Below are 20,792 nucleotides of genomic sequence, written 5' to 3'. Positions count from 1 at the left end.
CACCGCCGGCCCGGGCGCCCCCGACGGCGCACCCCGCGGCACCTCGCGCGCAGGAGGCCACGGCCCCCGCGACGCCGGCGGCCGCCCCGCCGGCCGTCCTACCGAGCGCGACCGCCACCTCCACGTGATCAGGAACAGCGATGACTGAGACGACCCACGACCTGTCCGCCATCGTCAAGGCGAACGACATCCGCGGCGTCGCCGGCGAGCAGCTCACGGCCGAGATCGCCCGCGCGCTCGGCGCCGCCTTCGCGGACGTCCTGGCCGAGCCCGAGCTGATCGTCGCCCACGACATGCGCCTGAGCTCCCCGGAGCTGTCCCGCGCCGTGATCGAGGGCGCCGTGCGCCGCGGCGCGATCGTCGCCGACGCCGGCCTGTCCTCCACCGACCAGCTGTACTGCGCCTCCGGCCTGCACCGCGCGGCGGGGCTCATGATCACCGCCTCCCACAACCCCGCCCGCGACAACGGGATGAAGCTGTGCCTGCCCGGCGCGCGTCCCGTCGGCCGGGACTCGGGGCTCGAGGACGTGCGCCGGGGCGCCGAGGCGTATCTCGCCGCCGGGGAGATCCCCGTGCGCGGCGAGGGCCGCTCCGAGCGGATCGACACCCTCGAGGACTACGCCCGCACCCTCCGCGGCCTGGTCGACCTGCCCGCGGGCCGGCGACTGCGCGTGGTGGTCGACGCGGCCGACGCGATGGCCGGCCTCACCGCCCCCGCCGTGCTCGGCCCGCTCGAGCAGGTGGAGCTGATCGAGCTGCACTTCGGCCTCGACGGCACCTTCCCCCACCACCCGGCCGACCCGCTGCGGCCCGAGAACCTCCGCGACCTGCAGGAGGCGGTGCGCCGCGAGGGCGCGGACCTCGGCCTCGCCTTCGACGGCGACGCGGACCGCTGCGTCGTGCTGGACGAGACCGGCACCCCGGTCCCGCCCTCGGCGATCGGGGCGCTGATCGCCTCGCGCGAGATCGCCCGCGCCCGCGCCGCGGGGGAGGAGCGGCCCCGCGTGGCCGTCAACGCGGTCGCCTCCCGCCACGTGCACGAGGTCATCGCGGCGGCGGGCGGCGAGATGCTGCTGACCCCCGTGGGCCACGCCGGCATCAAGCGGATCATGGCCGAGCAGGACGCGGTGGCCGGGGTGGAGCACTCCGCCCACTACTACTTCCGCGACTTCTTCTTCGCCGACTCCGGCATGCTCGCCGCGCTGCACGTCCTCGCCGCGCTCGCGGAGACCGACGGCACCGCCTCCGCGCTGGTGGCCGAGCACTCCCCGTACGCCGGCAGCGGCGAGCACAACTTCCCCGTCGACGACGCGGTCGCGGCCACCGCCCGGGTGCGCGCCCACGCCGAGTCGCTGCCCGCCGCGCGGATCGACGAGCTCGACGGGCTCTCCGTGCACCACTGGGACGAGCACCTCGCCCCGGACGAGCGCTGGTGGCTCTCGCTGCGCTCCTCGCAGACCGAGTCGCTGCTGCGCCTGAACGTCGAGGCGCAGGAGCGGGCGACGATGGAGCAGGTGCTGGACCAGATCCGGACGCTCGTGCTCGGTGTGACGGACGCCGCCGAGTCGACTCCCGAGCCGGCCGCTGCCGAGCCGACCCCGGAGACAGTCCCCGCTGCTGTTCCCGCGACCGCTCCCGAGGTCGCTTCCGGGCAGCTGCCGGCCGGGGCGAGCGGCGCGGACGTGCCCGGCTGGGTGCGTGCGGCGCTGCGCTGCCCGGACTGCGGCGGGGAGCTGCACGACGTCGACGCCGCCCTCCAGTGCACGGACTGCGGGCGCGTCCACGCGGTCGAGGGCGGGATCCCGGTGCTGATCGCCGGCCGCGCCGAGGCGCCGTCGGCCGACTGATCAGGCCGAGAAGGGCACCGCCCGCACCTCGGCGGCCAGCTCCTGCTGGCGCTCCTGCGCCCTGCGCAGCCGCATCTCGTCCCGTCGTGAGCGCTCGGCGAGCACCGCGGCGAGGAACTCCTCCGGCGGCGTGCCCGGCGGCGGGGCGGGAGCGACATGCGGCAGCGTGCGGCGCAGCAGGTCCCGCGAGAGCTGATGGCGGGACTCGGCGTTGATCTGCCCGGCCCGGGGCAGCAAGGCGCGGATGTCCTGCAGCAGCGGCAGCGGGAGCCGGCCCACGTCGGCCGCCTGCGCCCAGTCGCGCAGCGAGAGCGGGACCTCGATGCGCTGCGGGGGATGCGTGCGCATGCGCTCCTGGATCACCATCGTCCCGGCCAGCAGGTCCCCGATCCGGCGCGAGCGGCGGTCGATCACGGAGCAGACCAGCGCCACGGCGCCGGTGGTCGACCAGATCTCGAACATCGCCATCACCGCGCGCAGCATGCTCTGGCGCACGTGCACCGGGCCGCCGTCGTCGCGCACCACCCGCGTGCCCATCACCAGCCGCCCCACGGAGCGGCCCCGCAGCAGCAGCTCGCTGAGCACCGGATAGCCGACATAGGCCAGCACCGAGGCGAGCAGGATGCCGGCGGCGAGGAAGCCGTCGTCCAGGGCGGCGCGGTCCGCGAACCATGCGACCGACAGGATCCCCCCGATCAGCAGCGCCAGCTGCAGCACCCCGTCGATCACGGCGGAGACGATGCGGGTCGCGAACGAGGCGGTGCGCAGGTCGAGCAGGACCGCATCGCCGGTGATCAGCGCGTCGCGGCGGCTCGAGGGGGAGACGGCCGCCGCAGTGCCCGAAAGTGCCATGGCCCCATCCTGGCAGGAGCGAGGAGGTGCCGTCAGCGTCGAGCGTCGGCTTCCGGCCGGGCCGACCCCGACTTTCGTCGGCCGTGGACGGGAGAGGGCGCCGCCTACCCTGTCTGCGTGGACACCGACGCCTTCATCGCCGTGCACCGGCCGCAGTGGGACCGTCTCGAGGAGCTCACCCGCGCCCGCACCCTCGATGCGGGCGGCATCGACGAGCTGCTCGCGCTCTACCAGGAGGTCTCCACCCACCTCTCCACGGTCCGCTCCACCGTGCCGGATCCCGCGCTGATCTCCCGGCTCTCCCTCCTGGTCCACCGCGCCCGGCTGCGGATCACCGGGGCGCGGATCCCGCTGTGGAAGCACGCGCGCACCTTCTTCTGGGAGGACCTCCCCTCGGCGCTGTTCCAGGCCCGCTGGACGGTCGCGCTCGCGGCCTCGATCTTCCTGCTCTCCTCCCTCGTCTCCGGGCTGTACTTCGGCCTGGACGCGACCGCGCGCGAGCTCGTGGTGCCGGAGGCGCAGCAGCGCGCCCTCGCGCAGCGGGACTTCGTCGCCTACTACTTCGAGGGCGAGGCCTCGGGCTTCGCCGCCCGGGTGTGGACGAACAACGCGTGGATCGCGGTGCAGTCCGTGGTGCTGGGGGTGACCGGGTTCTGGCCGGTCTACATGCTGCTGCAGAACGGGCTGAACGTCGGCCTGTCCGCGGGGGTGCTGGGCGCCTACGGGGGACTGGACACCTTCTTCGTGTTCATCCTCCCGCACGGCCTGCTGGAGATCACCGCGATCGTGGTCGGCGCCGGTGCGGGGCTGCGCACCTTCTGGGCCTGGGTGCGCCCCGGCCCGCTGCCGCGACTGTGGGCGCTCTCCCACGCCGCCCGCTCCCTGGTCACCGTCGCGATCGGGCTGGTGCCCGTGCTGCTGGTCGCCGGGTTCATCGAGGCGTTCGTGACGCCGAGCTCCCTGCCGCCGGCGCTGCGGATCGCGGTCGGCGCCGCGGCCTGGCTGGCGTTCCTCGCGTACATGCTCGTGCGGGGCCGCCAGGCGCATCGTGCCGGGATCACCGGCGACCTCTCCGAGGAGCTCGTCGGCTCCCGCGTCGCCACCGCCGCCTGAGCGCCGAGCCCGGTGATCGCCGCCTGAGGGCCGAGCCCTGCGACGGCGGACAGGGCTGGGGGCCGAGCACCGATGGTGCGGCCTCGTGGCCGTGCGCCGGCCACCGCCGCTCGGGCCTCGTGGCCGCGCGCGACGGGGCGAGACGGCACGTCCTCTAGCCTCGGGGGATGCAGCAGCGCAGCGCCGACCGTGACTTCGCGGCCTACAACGAGGCCCAGGAGGGCCGGCCGGTGCGGCCTCTTGCAGTGCGCGCCGCGCAGCTCGTGCTCGAGGAGCGCGGGCGATCACTTCGGACGACGCCCGATGACCGGCTCGTCGCGGTCGAGCTCGGCAGCGGCGCCGGAATCCAGGCCCGCCATCTCGCCGACAGCGGCTTTCGCGTGCACACCTTCGACGCGGACGTCAGAGTCGAGGCGGGGATGGCCTGCATGGCACGGACGCTGGACATCATCCACACCACGACGGACCTCGCCGTCCCGTTCCCGATCCCTCCTGCGGACCTCGTGCTGTCCTGCGCGACGCTGTCCTTCGTGCCCCGGGCGGCGTTCCCGCAGCTGTGGGGAGCCGTGCGCTCTGCGCTGAGGCCGCACGGCGTCCTGGCGGTGGACCTCTTCGGCGACCGGGACGACTGGGCGGGGACGGACGGCACCTTCCTGACCAGAGCGGATCTCGTGGAGCTGCTCACCGGGCTCGAGGTGCTCGCGCTCGACGAGGAGGAGCACGACGGGCGCTCCTTCGCCGGACCCAAGCACTGGCACACCTACCGGCTGATCGTCCGCGAGCCGCGGCACATCGCCGGGACGGTCTGAGCGGCTCACCCCGCCCGATCCTGTTCTCACACGGCAGCGGCATGGCCACGTAGTGGCGCTGGGCGTACCAGTACGACGATATAGGCGTACTAGTACGCCCAGCGGCCGTGGCTGACCATCCTCCTGGTGAGGGTGAGGGCGAAGTGGCCCCTGGAACGCGATGCTGGCCGGATCAGAGTCGGCCGGCGGCCTTGAGCGCGAGATACGCGTCGGCCAGGGCCTGCGGGGCCCGGTCCGGCGGGGCGTCGACGACGTGCGCGCCGACGCGCTCGAGGGCATGGGAGACCCCGGCGCGCTCGGAGCGGGCGCGCTCCGCGGCGGCGGCCCGGTACACGGTCTCGAGATCGCCGCGCCCTCCGGCGAGCTCCTCGAGCGCGGGATCGGCGACCGAGGCGAGCACCAGGGGGTGGTCCTTGGCCAGGCGCGCCGCGACCGGCAGCAGCCCGGAATGGAGCACCTGCGCCTCCACCGGCGTGATCAGCACGACGAGGGATCCGCGGCGGGTGCGGGACTCGATCGCGGCCGCGGCGCGCTCCCAGTCCGTCTCCACCAGCGCCGGCTCCACGGCCGCGGTCGCGGCGACCATGTCGTGGAGCACCTTGGTGCGGGTGGAGCCGAGCACCGAGACGTGCGGGATCCGGTCCACGCACAGCAGGTCCACCCGGTCCCCGGCCTGCCCGGCCAGCGCCGTCAGCAGCAGCGCCGCGTCGAAGGCGGAATCCAGCCTCGTCGCCTCGCCGAGCCGTCCGGCGGAGGTGCGGGAGGTGTCCACCACGATCAGCACGTGACGGTCCCGCTCGGGCCGCCAGGTGCGCACCACGACGCTGCGCCGGCGCGCGGTCGCCCGCCAGTCGATCGAGCGGACGTCGTCGCCGTCCACGAAGTCGCGCAGGGAGTCGAACTCGGTGCCCTGTCCGCGCTGGTGGATCGCGGCGAGCCCCTCGATCTCCCGCAGCCGCTGCACGCGGGAGGGGAGGTGCCTGCGGGAGCCGAAGGGGTGCAGGGCCAGCATCCGTCCGGGCGCCGGGACGCGGGCGCTGCGGCGGGCGAGGCCCAGCGGGCCGAGCGAGCCGATCAGCAGCTGCCGGGAGCTGTGCTCCCCGCGCCTCGTGGGGGTGAAGGACTGGGCGATCGCGCGCCGCTCCTGGCCGGGCAGGTCGAGGCGGCTGTGCTGGGAGGCGAGGCCCGCGGTCGGGTTCCAGGCGTCGCGCACCTCGAGCCGTGCGCGGCGCGCGGTGGTGTTCGTCAGCAGCAGGCGCCCGGGGACGGTGCCGCCCAGACGCACCTGCGCCGGCGCCTCGCGACGCACCCGGATCCGCTGCGGGGCCGGGGCGGCCAGCGCATCGGCGAGGACCACGAGCGCCCACAGCGCGAGCAGGATCAGGACCACCCACCACAGCGGCCACAGCACGATCACGGGCAGCGCGAGCAGCGCGGCCAGGGCCGCGCGCGGGGTGAACGAGATCCTCATGGGGCGCTCAGCGGGGGACCGGCACGGAGGCGAGAGTCGCGGCGAGCACGGCCTCGACCTGGGTGCCCTCCAGCTCGGCCTCGGTGGTCAGCCGCACCCGGTGCGAGAGCGTCGCCGGGGCCATGGCCTTCACGTCGTCGGGGGTGATGAAGTCCCGGCCCGAGAGGTACGCCCAGGCGCGGGCGGTGCGCAGCAGCGCGATCGCGCCGCGCGGGGAGACGCCGAGGGTGAAGCTGGGGGAGCGGCGCGTCGCCCGGCACACGTCCACGATGTACTGCACGACGGGATCCTCCGCGGCGACGCGGGCGACGTCCTGCTGGGCGCGGTGCAGGGAGGGGACGTCCACGACGGCGCGCAGGCCCATGGCGGCGAGATCGGTGGTGTCGAAGCCGTCGGCGTGGCGGCGCAGCACGTCCACCTCGACCTCCCGCTCCGGCAGCGGCATCACCGCCTTGAGCAGGAAGCGGTCCAGCTGCGCCTCGGGCAGGGTGTAGGTGCCGTCGAACTCGATCGGGTTCTGCGTGGCGACGACGAGGAAGGGATCGGGCAGGGGGCGGCTCGCCCCGTCGATCGTCACCTGCCGCTCCTCCATCGCCTCCAGCAGCGCGGACTGCGTCTTCGGGGGCGTGCGGTTGATCTCGTCGGCCAGCAGCAGGTTCGTGAACACCGGGCCCTCGCGGAAGACGAGGTCGCTGGTGGAGTTGTCGTAGACGAGGGAGCCGGTGATGTCTCCGGGCATCATGTCCGGGGTGAACTGCACGCGGCGCATCCGCACCTCGAGCGCCTCCGCGAGGGAGCGCACCAGCAGGGTCTTCGCGACCCCCGGCACGCCCTCGAGCAGTACGTGCCCGCGGCACAGCAGGGCGACGACGAGGCTGGTGATCGCCGCGTCCTGGCCGACGACTCCCTTGTGGATCTCGGCGGCGAGCCCCTGCAGCTGCGCACGGGTGTCGACGTCGACCGCGGGGGTCGACGGGGCGACGGCCGACGCATCGGGCAGGCCGCCGCCCTGCGGGGCGGGGGAGGGCTGGGGCGCGCCGGCGCCGGGGGCGTCGGGCCGCGGCGGGACGGGGTCGGTCATCGGTCGATCTCCTTCTCGAGACGGTCGAGGTCGTGGGCGAGGCGCACGAGGTCGCGGTCGGTGGCGACGGGGGCGGGGCCGAGGAGCGCACGCAGCTGCTCGGGGGACTCCTCGACGTGCGGGGCCAGCGCCGCCAGGAGCCCGTCGAGCGCGGACTCGTGGCGCAGCCCGAGCCGGTCGGCGAGGCGGGTCGCGGCGGCGGCGCGCAGGGCGGCGGCGGCCGCGTCGCGGGCCGAGGCCTGCTGCAGGAGCCGTGCGCGGCCGAGCACCAGCTCCTGGGGGCGCACGGTCACCGGCAGCGGCTCGACCACCACGGGGCCGGGGCGTCGGCCCAGCGCGATCAGCGCCAGCACCGCGGCCAGCACGAGCCAGGCCGCGACCGGACCGATCCACCCGGGCAGGTGGTCGACGAGGGACGGCGAGGAGGTCCCCTGGGGATCCGTCGCCGAGGGCACGTACCAGGTCAGCTCCTCGGAGGCGGACAGGGCGTTGAGCGCGAGCGCGGAGTTGTCGGCCCGGCCCACGCCGTCGTTGGTGAGCAGGTCCGGGCTGCCGAGCACGAGGACCCCGTCGGACTCGGCGACGAGCGCGCCGCTCTCCGTCCCGAAGCACGTCGAGGTCCCGGCGCCGCTCGCGGAGTAGAGGGAGGCGGGCCCGTCCAGGGCGTCCTCCGCATCGGGCACCTCGAGCACGCGGGCGCCGTGGGACAGGTCCCCGCAGGCCGCGCCGGCCTCGACCCGCGTCTGCTCGCGAAGAGCACCGGTGGGGATGATGCCGGAGGCGAGATACGAGAGGGCGACGAAGTCGGGCCGGAGCACGACCAGCCGGCCCCCGCCCTCCTCGCGCGCCTCCGCGAGCATCGTGAGCTGCTCGCCGCTGAGGCTCTTCGGCGCGGTCAGCAGCACGGTCCCGCCCGCTCGGAGGTCCTCGGCGGCGTCGGCCGAGTGCCGCCTCGTCTCGACCTCGACGCCGAGGTCGCCGAGCACCTGGACGACGGACTTCGCCCCCTGGCCGGTGGGGGCGTCGGGCTCGAGCGGGCCGTCGCGGTACAGGCCCCGCGCCACGGAGACGAGGACCGCGGCGATCACCGCGAGGACGACGGCGGCGACGAGCCAGGGGCGTCGCCGCTCCTGCGCGGCGCCGAGGGGAGCGCCCGGTCCCGGCGGGGCGGCGTCCGTCCCCGCCGTGCCGCGGGCCGCGGCGGGCCCGGTCGGTGCGGGGGCCCTCATGCGCGGGCCCCTGTCTCGGCCTGCTCGAGCGCGGAGAGGTCGGGGGACGTCTCGGCGATGTACTCGGCCAGGCGCAGCATGTCCTCGGCCAGCTTCACCCCGACGCTCCGCACCGAGTAGGCGGCCGTGTCGAAGGCGTCCGCCCCTCGCTGGAGCCGGCCCCGCAGGTCGGGGAAGGTGAGCGCAGCACGGGTCGCGGCCTCGTGGGCGGTCATGCCGGTCGCGACGTCCAGCAGGGTGCGCTCCTCGAGGTCGCGCACCAGCGCGCGCAGCGCGAGCACGGTCCCGTCGTCGGTGCGTCCCGCGTCGATCGCGTCGCGTGCGGCGCCGCGCAGCTCCTCCCCGCTGAGCACCGGCTCGGCGTCGAGCGCCGCGTCGACGGCGAGGGCGGGGCTGCGGCGGAGCAGGCCGGTGCGCCGCAGCACCAGCACCACGACCGCGGCGAGGACCAGCGCCAGCACCACCGCGATCACGGTCTGCGTGGCCGAGGACCCGTCGACGCCGTCGACCATGCGCGCCAGCCAGTCCTCGATCGCGCCGAGCAGCCAGGCGACGAAGCCGGGGGAGTCGTCGTACTCGTCCTTCGCGAGCTCCTCGAGGATCCGCTCGCGCGCCTCGTCGGGGCCGAGCCGCGGCGCGGCCGGGATCATCGGGCCTCGTCCGCCGCCCAGGCGTCACGGGCCCGGCGGGTGAGCTCCACGTCCCAGGCCTCGTCGCGCATCCGCACATCGGCGTACAGCGCGGTGTACCCGGCGGAGAGGAACGGAGCCAGGAGGAAGGTCGCCAGATACGTGCCGAGCATCGAGAGGATGGTCAGCAGAGCCACGCCCAGAACCACCGCCTCCCAGGCGCTGACCAGCAGGATCGCAAAATACGCGATGCCGGCGACCATGCTGAACACCCCCGAGACGGTGTACAGGACGACCATGTACAGCACGTACAGCAGCACCGCGATGCCGAGCACCCGCCACAGGCGCCTGCCGCGGGTGAGCGCGAAGCCGCGGCGGATCGCGCCGAGCACGCCCGTCTCCTCGAGGGCCAGCGCCGGGATCGCCAGCACGGTCCGCGCCCACAGCCACAGCATCGCCAGCAGGCCCACGACCGTGCCGAGCAGGATCGGGAGGATCGTCAGCCAGCCCGGTTCCTGCACGATCAGGATCGGCGCCAGCCCGAGCGCGAAGGGCACCGTGAACAGGATCGTCGACATCAGCGCGATGAGCAGGCTGACGCCGAGGGCGGGCAGGCCCCGGCGCCGCATCGTCGCCCACATCTCGGAGGTCGGGAGCGGCGTGCCGGTCGCCTCGCCGAGCGCGAGGCGGGTCAGGGGGACCGTGACCAGGGCAGTCGCGACCATTGTGACGAGGCCCGTGATCACGCTGGTGACCACGGTCAGGACGATGTCGCCGACGGTGCCGGTGAAGGGGACCTCGCTCGAGCCGGTGGGGTCCTGCATCGCGGCCTGCATGTCGCCGATCATCGGTATCATCCCCGCCCCGGTCGACAGGGTGATGAGCACGAAGGCGACCCCGTACACCGCGGCGGAGACGCCGAGCACCGCACGGGTGCGCAGGCGATAGATCCGCACGGCCGCACCGAGGATCTCGCCGAGCCCCAGCGGCCGCAGCGGGAACAGCGGCACGGACTGCACCAGCTCGCGCTGCGGCGCGCCCGTCGGGGCCGGCCCTCCCGGCCCTGCGGGACCGTCGGGCGCGGAGGGGGCCGGCTGCCCCCAGCTGGCAGGGCCGCCGGAGCCTCCCGGGCCTGTCGGCTCGCTCGGGACCTCCGCCCCGGGGGCGGTCCACGGACTGCTCATCGGTGCTCCTCCATCGGCTTGTGCTCGTCCCCGTCGCAGCGGGTCGAGCAGGACTGCTGGAGCCGACCCTACGGAGTGGTGGTCCCGCCGCCGATACGACGAACGTCGACACCCCGGCGTCTTCCGGCGACCGGGCGTCGTGGCACCGGGCGTCGTGGGGCGGGGTGCGGTGCTCGGGGCGCTCGCGAGGCTACCGCCCGGACACCCCGGCGGCCGGGCTCCCCGGCGTCGGCCCCGTCCGGTGGCACAATGACCCCCATGACGACGCCTTCACGGATCCTCGTGGTCGACGACGATCAGGCGATCGCCGAGATGGTCGGGATCGTCCTGCGCGGCAAGGGCTTCGAGGTCGCGACCTCGCCCGACGGCGCCTCCGCCCTGGAGGCGTTCCCGCGTCTGCGCCCCGACCTCGTGCTGCTGGACCTCATGCTCCCCGGAATGGACGGCATCGAGGTGTGCCGTCGGATCCGGCGCGATTCGGGGGTCCCGATCATCATGCTCACCGCCCGCACCGACACCGCCGACGTGGTCGAGGGGCTCGAGGCGGGCGCCGACGACTATCTCACCAAGCCCTTCGAGCCCGAGGAGCTGGTGGCGCGGATCAAGGCGCGGGTGCGCCGCGTCGAGCCGCCCACCACCGAGCAGCTGACCGTCGGCGACCTCACGATCGACGTCGACGGCCACGAGGTGCGCCGGGACGGGGAGCTGATCTCCCTCACCCCGCTCGAGTTCGACCTCCTCACCCAGCTGGCCCGCAAGCCCTGGCAGGTCTTCACCCGCGACGTGCTGCTGCGCGACGTGTGGGGATACCGCCACAGCGCCGACACGCGCCTGGTCAACGTGCACGTGCAGCGGCTGCGCTCGAAGATCGAGCAGGACCCGGAGAACCCCTCGATCGTGGTGACCGTGCGCGGGGTCGGCTACCGCGCGGGGAGCGGGTCCTGAGCGTGCCCGCGCCGCGGTGAGCGCTCCGGAGGGGGGCCGACCCCCGGCGCCCCGGCGCGACCGTCTCCGGCAGGCCGCGGACCCGCGCAGCTGGTCCCTCGCGCTGCGGGTCGTGCTGGTGACCACGCTGCTGTCGACGCTGGCGCTGCTGGCCGTCGGCGCCTATCTCTCCACCGTCATCGCCGACGGGCTCTACGAGCAGCGCCGCGACCGGGTCCTCGAGGAGACGGTCGAGGTGCGCGACGAGCTGGGGGAGTCCCTCGCCCAGCTCTCCGGCGCGACCAGCACCCAGCAGCAGGACGCGGTCAGCGCGTTCGTGCAGTCCACGGGCGGGCAGGGCGGCGGCGACCGCCGCGAGGTCGCGCTCGTGCCCGTGGAGACGACGGGGACCGTCTTCCCGGTCGCCTCCTCCGACCGGACCCTCTTCGACGAGGTCGACGACGAGTTCGCGGCCGCCGTCGCCGCGCAGCCCGACGCCGTCTCCTGGCGCTCGATCGGGAGGGAGGACGAGACGGGACGCACCGAGCCCGCGCTGCTCGTGGGCACCAGGGTGGTGGTGCCCGGCGCGGGCTCCTACGACCTGTACCTCATCTACTCCTTCCAGGAGGAGCAGGAGACCCTCGCCTTCGTCCAGCGGGTGATCCTCGGCGGAGGGCTCGTGCTGCTGAGCCTCATCCTCGGCATCGCGATCGCCATCGCGCGCATGGTCACCACCCCGCTCAAGCGCGCCGCGCACGCCGCCGAGCGGATGGCCGCCGGGGACCTCACCAGCCGTGTCGAGGTCGCGGGCGCCGACGAGCTCGCCCGGGTGGGGGAGTCCTTCAACGACATGGCCCGCAGCCTCGAGCAGAAGGTCGACGACCTCACCGAGCTCTCCCGCGTCCAGCAGCGCTTCGTCTCCGACGTCTCCCACGAGCTGCGCACTCCGCTGACCACGATCCGGATGGCCTCCTCGGTGCTGGACTCGCGCCGCCAGGAGCTGCCCGGGGAGCTGCAGCGCACCACCGAGCTGCTGGCCGCGCAGGTGCAGCGCTTCGAGGTGCTGCTGGCGGACCTGCTGGAGATCTCCCGCTTCGATGCGGGCGCGGCGCAGCTCGAGGCCCTGCGCGAGGACATGGATGCGCTGGTCATGCGTGCGGTCGAGGACGTGCGCCCGCTCGCCGGGGCACGCGGCTGCCTGCTGGACGTGCGCCTCGGCGAGGGAGCCTCCACCGCGGTCGTCGACGCGAGGCGGGTGGACCGGATCCTGCGGAACCTGCTGACCAACGCGATCGAGCACGGCGCGGGCAGCCCGGTGCTGGTCCAGACCGCGGGCGACGAGGACGCCGTCGCCGTGGTGGTGCAGGACTTCGGCCACGGCATCTCCCCGGAGGACGCCCGTCGCGTCTTCGACCGGTTCTGGCGCGCGGACCCCTCCCGCGCCCGCACCCTCGGCGGGACGGGGCTCGGCCTGTCGATCTCCGCCTCCGACGCGCACCTGCACGGCGGCTGGCTGCAGGCCTGGGGACAGGAGGGCGAGGGCGCGGTCTTCCGGCTCACGCTCCCGCGCCGCCCCGGCACCGAGCTGGTCCGCTCCCCGCTGCGGCTGGAGCGGCCCTTCGACCGCGCCCTCGCCGACGCCGCCGTCTCCCCGACGCCGACCGGCGAGATCCGCATCGGCCCCGACCTGCTGCCCGATCTCGACACCACCGACCTCGACCATTCCGCCGGCGAGGACGCCGCGGCCCGGCACCCCGAGGGAGAGGGACCGGCCGAGGACGCCGCGGCCGAGGAGAAGGACGCAGGAGCGCGATGAGACCCGACCGCCGCACCGTGCTGCACGCCCTCGGCGCCGCCGCCCTGCTGGGCCTCGGCGCAGGCTGCGCCCGCATCCCTGTCGACTCCGGGATCGACAGTCGCACCCTGACCGGCAGCTCTCATCCCGGAGCGCCCTACGTGCGCGCCCTGCCCCCGGCCGACGGCGCGACCGCCCAGGAGGTCCTCGCGGGCTTCGTCCAGGCCGGCGTCGGCTCCGAGGACGACTTCGCCGTCGCCCGCGCCTATCTCACCGAGGAGGCGAGCGCCGGCTGGGACCCCGAGGCCCGGATCACCATCTACTCCGGCAGCCAGGAGCTGCAGGTGCGCGAGGAGAGCGAGGGGCGCCTGGTGCTCGGCCTGCACGCGGTCGCCGTGGTCGACGCCCGCGGAGTGCGCAGCGCGCTCGCCGGCCCCACCCCGCAGGAGCTCGCCGTCGCGGTGGAGGAGGTCGAGGACCAGTGGCGCCTCAGCGAGGTGCCCGACGGGATCTTCCTCTCCGAGGCGGCCTTCGAGACCCTCTACTCCCCGGCGCGGCTGTACTTCCTCGACGCACGGGAGCAGCACCTCGTGCCCGACCACCGCTGGCTGCCGCTGCGCCGCGGTGCCGCGGCGGTGCTCGAAGGCCTCGTCGCAGGACCGGCGGGCTTCCTCGAGGGGGCGGTGGGCAGCCAGATCCCCCGCGGCTCCGGCATCCCGGACGCCGAGGTGGAGAGCGGCGCCGACGGCACCGCCCAGGTCGAGGTGCCTCCGGCGATCACGGGCCTCGCCGAGGAGTCACGACGTCTGGCCCTGTCCCAGCTGGAGTCCTCGCTGCGCTCGCTGCGCAGCCTCTCCGTGGTGCGGCTCGTGCAGGACGGGCGGGAGCTGTCGCTCGAGGAGGACGGCCGCGTGGAGCGGGCGCTGCCGGGGCACCGCCCGATCGCCGCCGGCGCCACCGGCGTGATCTCCCTGGCCGATCCCAGCAGTGCGGACCCGCCGCCGCAGCTCGTCCCGGACCTCGCCCCTCTCGAGATCGCCAGCCCGGCGATCGCCCAGGACGGCGTGCTCGCCGCCGCCCGCAGCCTCGACGGGGCGCAGGTGCTGATCGCCTCGACCGACGGCTCGGTCCCGCTGCGGGAGGCCGCGACCGGCACGGGCTTCGTCCCGCCCCGGATCGACGGCGCCGGATGGGTGTGGAGCTCCGTCGGCTCGAGCGCGGGCGCGCTGCTGGCCCTCTCCGGACGGGGCGCCGAGCACGACGCGAAGGTCGATGCGCCCTGGCTCGCGGAGCGCGAGGTGCGCGCCCTGGACGTCGCCCCGGACGACACCCGGATGCTTGTGCTCTCCGACGAGGCGGGGGACGGCAGGCTCGAGCTGTGCGCCGTGGTGAGGGACGCTGAGGGCACCCCCTCCGCCCTCACCGAGCCGATCCTGGTGCGCACCTTCCTCGCCGACGTGCGGCAGGTCAGCTGGTACGACGAGGGCATCGTCGCGGTGCTCGGGACCGATCCCGGCGACGGTCAGCTGCGCGCCCAGCTGCTCGACCTCTCCGGCGACATCGAGCCGCTGCCGTCCCCGCCTTCGGACACCGTCCGGCTCACGGGCTCCGTGGTGGCCGAGACGGTCTGGGCCGCCGACGCGGAGGGGAACCTGCGACGCACCGACGGCGAGGGCTGGCGCAACGTCGAGGTGACCGGACGCGACCCCGGGTTCTACTGAGCCCGGCCGCGACCCTGCTCCTGTTCTCAGGCCCCGCCCGCGGAGGCGGAGCCGCCCGTCCGGCTGCCGAGCCGCTGCGCTCGCCGTGCCTGGCGACGCCGTCGACCGTTCCTCCCCAGCGCGTCCGCGTCCACCGCGCGACGCCGTCGCTGGCGCAGCCCCGGCCCTTCGGCTGGGATCGGGCCATGCACAGCCGAGCACGACAGCGCGCCACCCATCGGGCGCAGCCTGCCCCGGAGACGGGGCGCGGCGAGCGAGCGCTCGCCCTGCTCGCGGAGGTCGCCGCGCAGACCTGCTCCCTCGTCGCGCCGCGCAGCTGCCCCTGCGGCCGGGACGGGACCCGGCTCTGCCCGGACTGCGCGGCGCTGCTGCAGGCCTCGCCGCTGCGGGTCGACGCCTGCTGCGATGCGCTCCAGGTGCTCAGCGCCGCCCGGGTGCGGGAGCAGAGCCGGGAGGGGCTGCTCCTGCCCGCGGGCGTGGACCACAGTCCGCTCCTGCCCGTGCTCGCGCTCGGCGAGTACGGGGGAGACCTGCAGAGGCTCGTGCTCGCCTGGAAGAACGGCGGGATGCTGCACCTGTGCGGGGCGCTGGCCGCAGGACTCGCCCCCGCGGTGCGGCGGCTCGCGGAGGGATCAGGCGTCGCCGAGCCCCTCCTCGTCCCGGTGCCCTCCCGGCCGGCGGCCCGGCTGCGCCGCGGGGAGGACCACACCGCCGAGCTCGTGCGGGCGCTCGATCGGGAGGGCGCCGGGCGCGCACTCCTCCTGCGCGCCGCACCGACCACCGCGCAGGAGGGACGTGGCGCCCGGGCCAGGAGGCTGCGGCGGATCCGCCTGGACCCTGCGCAGGCGCGGCGCGCCCGCGCCCTGGACGCCCCGGTGATCGTCGTCGACGACGTCGTCACGACCGGCGCGACGCTGCGCGGCATGCACGAGGCGCTCGACGCGGAGGGGATCGAGGTGCTCGGCGCGGCCGTGATCGCCTCCGCACGGGTGCCCGGGGTCGTCGCGCCCCCGGGACCGGATGAAGCGGCCCCGGGGCCGGGCGAAGCGGACGAAACCGGGTGAACAGCACGCGCACGGACGGGAAGCTCGGGACGGATGGCCAGGAAACACCGAGGGAAACGTGGCATGCTTGGTGTTCCTCGCCACACATGGGCGAGCAGTCCTCGATCAGGAGGTGCGCACCCCGACCAAGAGCCATCGCGGCCGGGCTCCGAGCGGCCGCACCCGGACAGGAGGAGAAACCACTCATGGAGATCAATGTCGTCGGACGTCACATGGACGTCCCGGATCGTTTCCGCCGTCATCTCACCGAGAAGCTCGACAAGGTCACCCAGTTCGCTCCCGCGGCGCTCCGCGTCGACGTGGAGGTCTCGCAGGAGAAGAACCCCCGTCAGGCCGAGCTCAGCGACCGGGTCGAGCTCACCGTGCACGAGAACGGCGCGGTGATCCGCTCCGAGGCCCGTGCCGACGACCTCTACGGCGCGCTCGACATCGCCTACGGCAAGCTCCTCGAACGACTCCGTCGCGCCCGTGACCGGCGCAAGGACCATCGCCGCGGACGCGACCGCGCCCACCAGGGGACCGGCGCGAGCCTGCGCACCATGGCCGCGGACCAGGAGATGCCCGAGTCGCTGCGACCGGCCGAGGAACCGGCCGCCGAGAGCACCGAGGCCCCCGAGCCCGGCGAGACCCGCGAGGCCGACCTGGCCGAGGCCGGCAGCCCCGTGATCATCCGTGAGAAGAAGCACACCGCCAAGCCCATGAGCGTCGACGACGCGCTCTACCACATGGAGCTCGTCGGCCACGACTTCTTCCTGTTCGTCGACGCCGAGTCCGGCAACCCCAAGGTGGTCTACCGCCGCAAGGGCTGGAGCTACGGCGTGATCGAGCTCGACGAGGAGCAGAAGGGGTCCTGATCCGGGACCTGCTCCAGAGGGCGGGAGGGCATCGCGAGATGTCCTCCCGCCCGTCCGTCCGCCCGGGACAACACCCTCTGCCCTCGGGGCGATGCGGGGGCAGGCGGGTGCGGCGCGGCCGAGGGCCGCATCGGGGGCACGGGGGACGGAGCGCGCCGTGGCCGATGCGCTGAGCTGGAGCGCGGCCCGCCGCATCGCGCTGCGCGCCCAGGGGATGGGCGGCGCGCGCCGGACGACGATGCCGCAGGCTGCCGGCAGCCGGCGCGCCCTCGTCCGCACCCTGGAGCGCACCCATCTGCTGCAGATCGACTCCGTGAGCGTTTTCGCCCGCGCCCATCACCTGCCCGTCTTCACCCGCACCGGGATCTGGGACCCCGCGGCCCTCGACCGCGCTTCCCGGCCCGGACGCTCCCGCCTGGTCCGCGAGACCCTCGCCCACGAGGCCGCGTTCACGACCGAGGAGGTCCACTCCCTGCTGGACTTCCGCCGCCGCGCCACCTCCGAGCGGGACTGGGGTGTGATCCGCGAGATCGCCACCACCTCCCCGCACCTGCTCCCCCAGGTCCGAGAGGCGCTCGCCGAGATCGGCCCCGCGAGCGCGGCCGCCCTCTCCCGCCACCTCGGCGACACCGAACGGGGCGAGGGCTGGGGATGGCGGCGCACCCGCAGCCAGTGGGCCGTGGAGTACCTCTTCCGCAGCGGGGAGCTGGACTGCGTCGGCCGCAACTCCCAGTTCGAACGGCTCTACACGCCGGCGCCCCCGCGCGAGGAGCCGCCCGTCCCCGAGGCGGAGGCGGTCGCCCGCCTGACGGCTCTCGCCACGCGCTCGCTCGGGGTCTCCGACCCGGGCGCGATCGCCGACTACTTCCGCCTCCGGATCGGCCAGGTGCGGCCCGCGATCGACGAGCTGCTCGCACGCGGCGAGCTGACCGAGGTCGAGGTCGCCCACCCCGCAGGGGCCCGCACCATGCTCCTCCACCGCGACGCGCCCGGCCCGAGCCCGCTGCGCACGACCGCCCTGGTCAGCCCCTTCGATCCGATCGTCTTCCACCGGCCGCGGCTCGAGCAGCTCTTCGACGTCGAGTACCGCATCGGCATCTACACCCCCGCCCCGCAGCGCACCACCGGCTACTACTCCCTGCTCCTCCTGCTCCAGGACGTGATCCCGGCGCGCACCGACCTGCGCGCGGACCGCGAGCGCGGGGTGCTGGAGGTGCGCGGCGTCTTTGCCGAACCGCTCCCGCGCCTGCCCGCCCGGCAGCGGCCCGGCACGGACCGCGTCGTCGCCGCGCTCGCCGAGGAGCTGGACCGGGCCGCGCGCTGGCAGGGCCTCGAGGCCGTCGAGGTGCGCACCGGGGAGGGGACGGGGGAGCTCTCCCGCCCCCTCGCCGCCGTGATCGCGGCGAGCTGAACCCGCCGCGCGGAGCGGTGCAGGTCCCGCGCCGCGGCCCGCCCGACCTTGCCCGGGTGCGTGAGGAGACCCGCAGGTGCTCTCCTCCACGGGCGACGACGCTTACGATGGGTCGGGCATCAGCCGTCCATGGGGACGTCCCCACCATCCACGGGAGCACACGAGTGGCCAACCTCTTCGACAAGATCCTGCGCGCCGGCGAAGGCCGGGAGGTCCGCAGGCTCGAATCCATCGCGAAGCGCGTGGGCGAGGCGGAGGACGTCTTCTCGGAGCTCAGCGATGACGAGCTGCGCGCCGAGACCGACCACTTCAAGCAGCGCCTCGAGGACGGCGAGAGCCTCGACGACATCCAGGTCGAGGCGTTCGCGGCCGTGCGCGAGGCCGCGCACCGCACCCTCGGCCAGCGCCCCTACGACGTGCAGATCATGGGCGGCGCCGCCCTGCACCGCGGCCGCATCGCCGAGATGAAGACCGGTGAGGGCAAGACCCTCGTCGCGACCCTCCCCGCCTACCTCAACGCGCTCGCCGGCAAGGGCGTGCACGTCGTGACGGTCAACGACTACCTCGCCGGCTACCAGAGCGACCTGATGGGCCGCGTCTTCCGCACCCTGGGCCTGACCACCGGCGTGATCAAGTCCGGGATGACCCCGGCGGAGCGCCGCGAGCAGTACGCCGCCGACATCACCTACGGCACGAACAACGAGTTCGGCTTCGACTACCTGCGCGACAACATGACCCTCTCCCCGGAGGAGCGGGTCCAGCGCGGCCACTTCTTCGCGATCGTCGACGAGGTCGACTCGATCCTCATCGACGAGGCCCGCACCCCGCTGATCATCTCCGGCCCCGGCTCCGGGGACGCGAACAAGTGGTTCAGCGAGTTCGCGAAGGTCGTCACCCACCTGCGACGCGACCGCGACTACGAGGTCGACGAGAAGAAGCGCACCGTCGGCGTGCTCGAGTCGGGGATCGATGAGGTCGAGGACCACCTCGGCATCGACAACCTCTACGAGTCGCTGAACACCCCGCTGATCGGCTTCCTGAACAACGCCATCAAGGCCAAGGAGCTGTTCAAGCGCGACAAGGACTACGTGGTCCTCAACGGCGAGGTGATGATCGTCGACGAGCACACCGGGCGCATCCTCGCCGGCCGCCGCTACAACGAGGGCATGCACCAGGCCATCGAGGCGAAGGAGGGGGTGAAGATCAAGGCGGAGAACCAGACCCTCGCCACGATCACCCTCCAGAACTACTTCAAGCTCTACGAGAAGCTCTCGGGCATGACCGGCACGGCCGAGACCGAGGCCGCCGAGTTCATGAACACCTACAAGCTCGGCGTGGTCCCGATCCCCACGCACCGCCCGATGCAGCGCGTGGACCAGGCCGACCGCATCTACCGCACCGAGAAGGCGAAGTTCGACGCGGTGGTCGAGGACATCGTCGAGCGGCACGAGAAGGGTCAGCCGGTCCTGGTGGGCACCACCAGCGTGGAGAAGTCCGAGTACCTCTCGAAGCTGCTGACCGCCCAGGGCGTCGCCCACGAGGTGCTCAACGCCAAGAACCACGCCGGCGAGGCGGCGATCGTCGCGATGGCCGGTGCCAAGGGCGCGGTTACCGTCGCGACCAACATGGCCGGCCGCGGCACCGACATCATGCTCGGCGGCAACGTCGAGTTCATGGCGCATGCCGAGCTCGAGAAGCGCGGCCTGGACGCCGAGGAGGACCCTGAGGCCTACGAGGCCGCCTGGGACGAGGAGATCGAGCGCGCGAAGCAGGCCGTGGCCGAGCAGCACGACGAGGTCGTCGAGCTCGGCGGGCTGTACGTGCTGGGCACCGAGCGGCACGAGTCGCGCCGCATCGACAACCAGCTGCGCGGCCGCTCCGGCCGACAGGGCGACCCGGGGGAGTCCCGCTTCTACCTCTCCCTCCAGGACGACCTGATGCGCCTGTTCAACTCGGGCGCCGCCGAGTCGTTGCTTGCCCGCGGCGGGGTGGACGAGTCGATCCCGCTGACGGGGCGGATGGTCTCCGGTGCGATCCAGCGCGCGCAGAACTCGATCGAGTCCCGCAACGCCGAGATCCGCAAGAACGTCCTGAAGTACGACGACGTCCTGACCAAGCAGCGGCGGAAGTTCTACGAGGAGCGTGCGCGCATCCTCGAGGGCGAGGAGCTCGATGCGCACATCGAGCGCTTCGTCGAGGAGGTCATCGGCGGCACCGTCGACGCGCACACCGCCGGCAAGCCCGGCGAGGACGTCGACCTCGAGGAGCTGTGGGGCGCGCTGCGTCCGGTCTATCCCGTCTCCCTCACCCCGCAGGACGTCATCGACGAGGTGGGCGGCAAGGAGAACCTCGAGGCGAGCGAGCTCAAGCAGGAGATCCTCGCCGATGCGAAGGTCGCCTACGAAAAGCGCGAGGAGGAGCTCGGCGAGGAGGGGCTGCACCAGCTCCAGCGCCGTGTGCTGCTGTCGGTGATGGACCGTCGCTGGCGCGAGCACCTCTACGAGATGGACTACCTCAAGGAGGGCATCGGACTGCGCGCCATGGCCCAGCGCGACCCGCTCATCGAGTACGAGCGCGAGGGCCACCTCATGTTCAACGACATGATGGCCGGGGTGAAGGAGGACGTGGTCGGCTACGTCTACAACCTCGAGGTCCAGGTCGAGAAGGCCAAGCCCGTCGTCCCCCAGGCCGTCTCGGACCTGCTGCGCCGGACCGGCGCCAAGGCTGCGGCCGCCGTCGAGGCCGGTGCCGGCGCGAAGGCCGGGGCGGAGCCTGCGTCGACGGCGACGGAGGGGAAGGACGCCGACG

General features: G+C 74.1%; 16 protein-coding genes. 10 read left to right on the top strand and 6 right to left on the bottom strand.

The window, feature by feature from the left end; translation table 11 throughout:
* The first annotated feature begins 140 nt into the window (after positions 1–140).
* Positions 141–1,847, top strand: coding sequence for a hypothetical protein (locus Y09_RS16620; RefSeq protein WP_053918983.1), 1,707 nt, complete (start codon positions 141–143; stop codon positions 1,845–1,847).
* Here Y09_RS16620 and Y09_RS16615 read toward each other — a convergent pair whose 3' ends face one another.
* A complete protein-coding gene (locus Y09_RS16615) occupies positions 1,848–2,699 on the bottom strand; it encodes an RDD family protein (RefSeq protein WP_053918982.1) in 852 nt (283 codons plus the stop codon). It abuts the gene before it with no gap.
* 117 nt (positions 2,700–2,816) lie between these two features.
* Here Y09_RS16615 and Y09_RS16610 point away from each other — a divergent pair, with 117 nt between their 5' ends.
* Both Y09_RS16610 and Y09_RS16605 read left to right on the top strand, forming a co-directional pair.
* Complete coding sequence (locus Y09_RS16610; protein ID WP_053918981.1) at positions 2,817–3,812, top strand: stage II sporulation protein M; 996 nt, start codon at positions 2,817–2,819, stop codon at positions 3,810–3,812.
* A gap of 167 nt (positions 3,813–3,979) precedes the next feature.
* The gene (locus Y09_RS16605) at positions 3,980–4,621 is read left to right on the top strand and encodes a bifunctional 2-polyprenyl-6-hydroxyphenol methylase/3-demethylubiquinol 3-O-methyltransferase UbiG (RefSeq protein WP_053918980.1); all 642 of its coding nucleotides are present in this window, start codon (positions 3,980–3,982) and stop codon (positions 4,619–4,621) included.
* Between the two features lie 172 nt (positions 4,622–4,793).
* Here Y09_RS16605 and Y09_RS16600 read toward each other — a convergent pair whose 3' ends face one another.
* Genes Y09_RS16600 through Y09_RS16580 form a run of 5 tightly spaced genes read right to left on the bottom strand, consistent with a single transcriptional unit; the run spans position 4,794 to position 10,215 of the window.
* A complete protein-coding gene (locus Y09_RS16600) occupies positions 4,794–6,092 on the bottom strand; it encodes a DUF58 domain-containing protein (RefSeq protein WP_053918979.1) in 1,299 nt (432 codons plus the stop codon).
* 7 nt (positions 6,093–6,099) lie between these two features.
* Positions 6,100–7,173, bottom strand: coding sequence for a MoxR family ATPase (locus Y09_RS16595; protein WP_053918978.1), 1,074 nt, complete (start codon positions 7,171–7,173; stop codon positions 6,100–6,102).
* The gene (locus Y09_RS16590; protein WP_053918977.1) at positions 7,170–8,402 is read right to left on the bottom strand and encodes a DUF4350 domain-containing protein; all 1,233 of its coding nucleotides are present in this window, start codon (positions 8,400–8,402) and stop codon (positions 7,170–7,172) included. Before Y09_RS16590 ends, Y09_RS16595 begins: the two co-directional genes overlap by 4 nt.
* Positions 8,399–9,052 (bottom strand): DUF4129 domain-containing protein, encoded by a 654-nt coding sequence (locus Y09_RS16585; protein WP_053918976.1) that lies wholly within the window; start codon positions 9,050–9,052, stop codon positions 8,399–8,401. Before Y09_RS16585 ends, Y09_RS16590 begins: the two co-directional genes overlap by 4 nt.
* On the bottom strand, positions 9,049–10,215 hold the full coding sequence (locus Y09_RS16580; RefSeq protein WP_053918975.1) for a glycerophosphodiester phosphodiesterase: 1,167 nt from the start codon (positions 10,213–10,215) through the stop codon (positions 9,049–9,051). The genes Y09_RS16585 and Y09_RS16580 overlap by 4 nt, the downstream gene beginning before the upstream one ends.
* A 249-nt stretch (positions 10,216–10,464) precedes the next feature.
* Between Y09_RS16580 and mtrA the strand changes: the two genes are divergently transcribed.
* From mtrA to secA, 7 genes are all read left to right on the top strand, one after another.
* The gene (mtrA, locus tag Y09_RS16575) at positions 10,465–11,160 is read left to right on the top strand and encodes an MtrAB system response regulator MtrA (RefSeq protein WP_148639709.1); all 696 of its coding nucleotides are present in this window, start codon (positions 10,465–10,467) and stop codon (positions 11,158–11,160) included.
* A gap of 16 nt (positions 11,161–11,176) precedes the next feature.
* A complete protein-coding gene (gene mtrB / locus Y09_RS16570) occupies positions 11,177–12,955 on the top strand; it encodes an MtrAB system histidine kinase MtrB (protein WP_053918973.1) in 1,779 nt (592 codons plus the stop codon).
* Positions 12,952–14,655, top strand: coding sequence for an LpqB family beta-propeller domain-containing protein (locus tag Y09_RS16565; RefSeq protein ID WP_053918972.1), 1,704 nt, complete (start codon positions 12,952–12,954; stop codon positions 14,653–14,655). Before mtrB ends, Y09_RS16565 begins: the two co-directional genes overlap by 4 nt.
* A gap of 185 nt (positions 14,656–14,840) precedes the next feature.
* Positions 14,841–15,719 (top strand): phosphoribosyltransferase family protein, encoded by an 879-nt coding sequence (locus tag Y09_RS16560; protein ID WP_053918971.1) that lies wholly within the window; start codon positions 14,841–14,843, stop codon positions 15,717–15,719.
* Positions 15,720–15,904: 185 nt separating this feature from the next.
* Positions 15,905–16,573, top strand: a complete 669-nt coding sequence (hpf, locus tag Y09_RS16555) for a ribosome hibernation-promoting factor, HPF/YfiA family (protein WP_053918970.1) — start codon at positions 15,905–15,907, stop codon at positions 16,571–16,573.
* A gap of 157 nt (positions 16,574–16,730) precedes the next feature.
* Positions 16,731–17,984: a winged helix-turn-helix domain-containing protein gene (locus tag Y09_RS16550; RefSeq protein ID WP_053918969.1), complete on the top strand. Its 1,254-nt coding sequence runs from the start codon at positions 16,731–16,733 to the stop codon at positions 17,982–17,984.
* 164 nt (positions 17,985–18,148) lie between these two features.
* On the top strand, positions 18,149–20,792 hold a 2,644-nt coding region (gene secA / locus Y09_RS16545; RefSeq protein WP_053918968.1), incomplete at its 3' end, for a preprotein translocase subunit SecA.

Source organism: Brachybacterium sp. SW0106-09 (genome assembly GCF_001293905.1).
GTDB classification, from domain to species: domain Bacteria; phylum Actinomycetota; class Actinomycetes; order Actinomycetales; family Dermabacteraceae; genus Brachybacterium; species Brachybacterium conglomeratum.
Note: the sequence above shows the minus strand (reverse complement) of the source record. Positions and strands in the feature narration are given on the sequence as shown.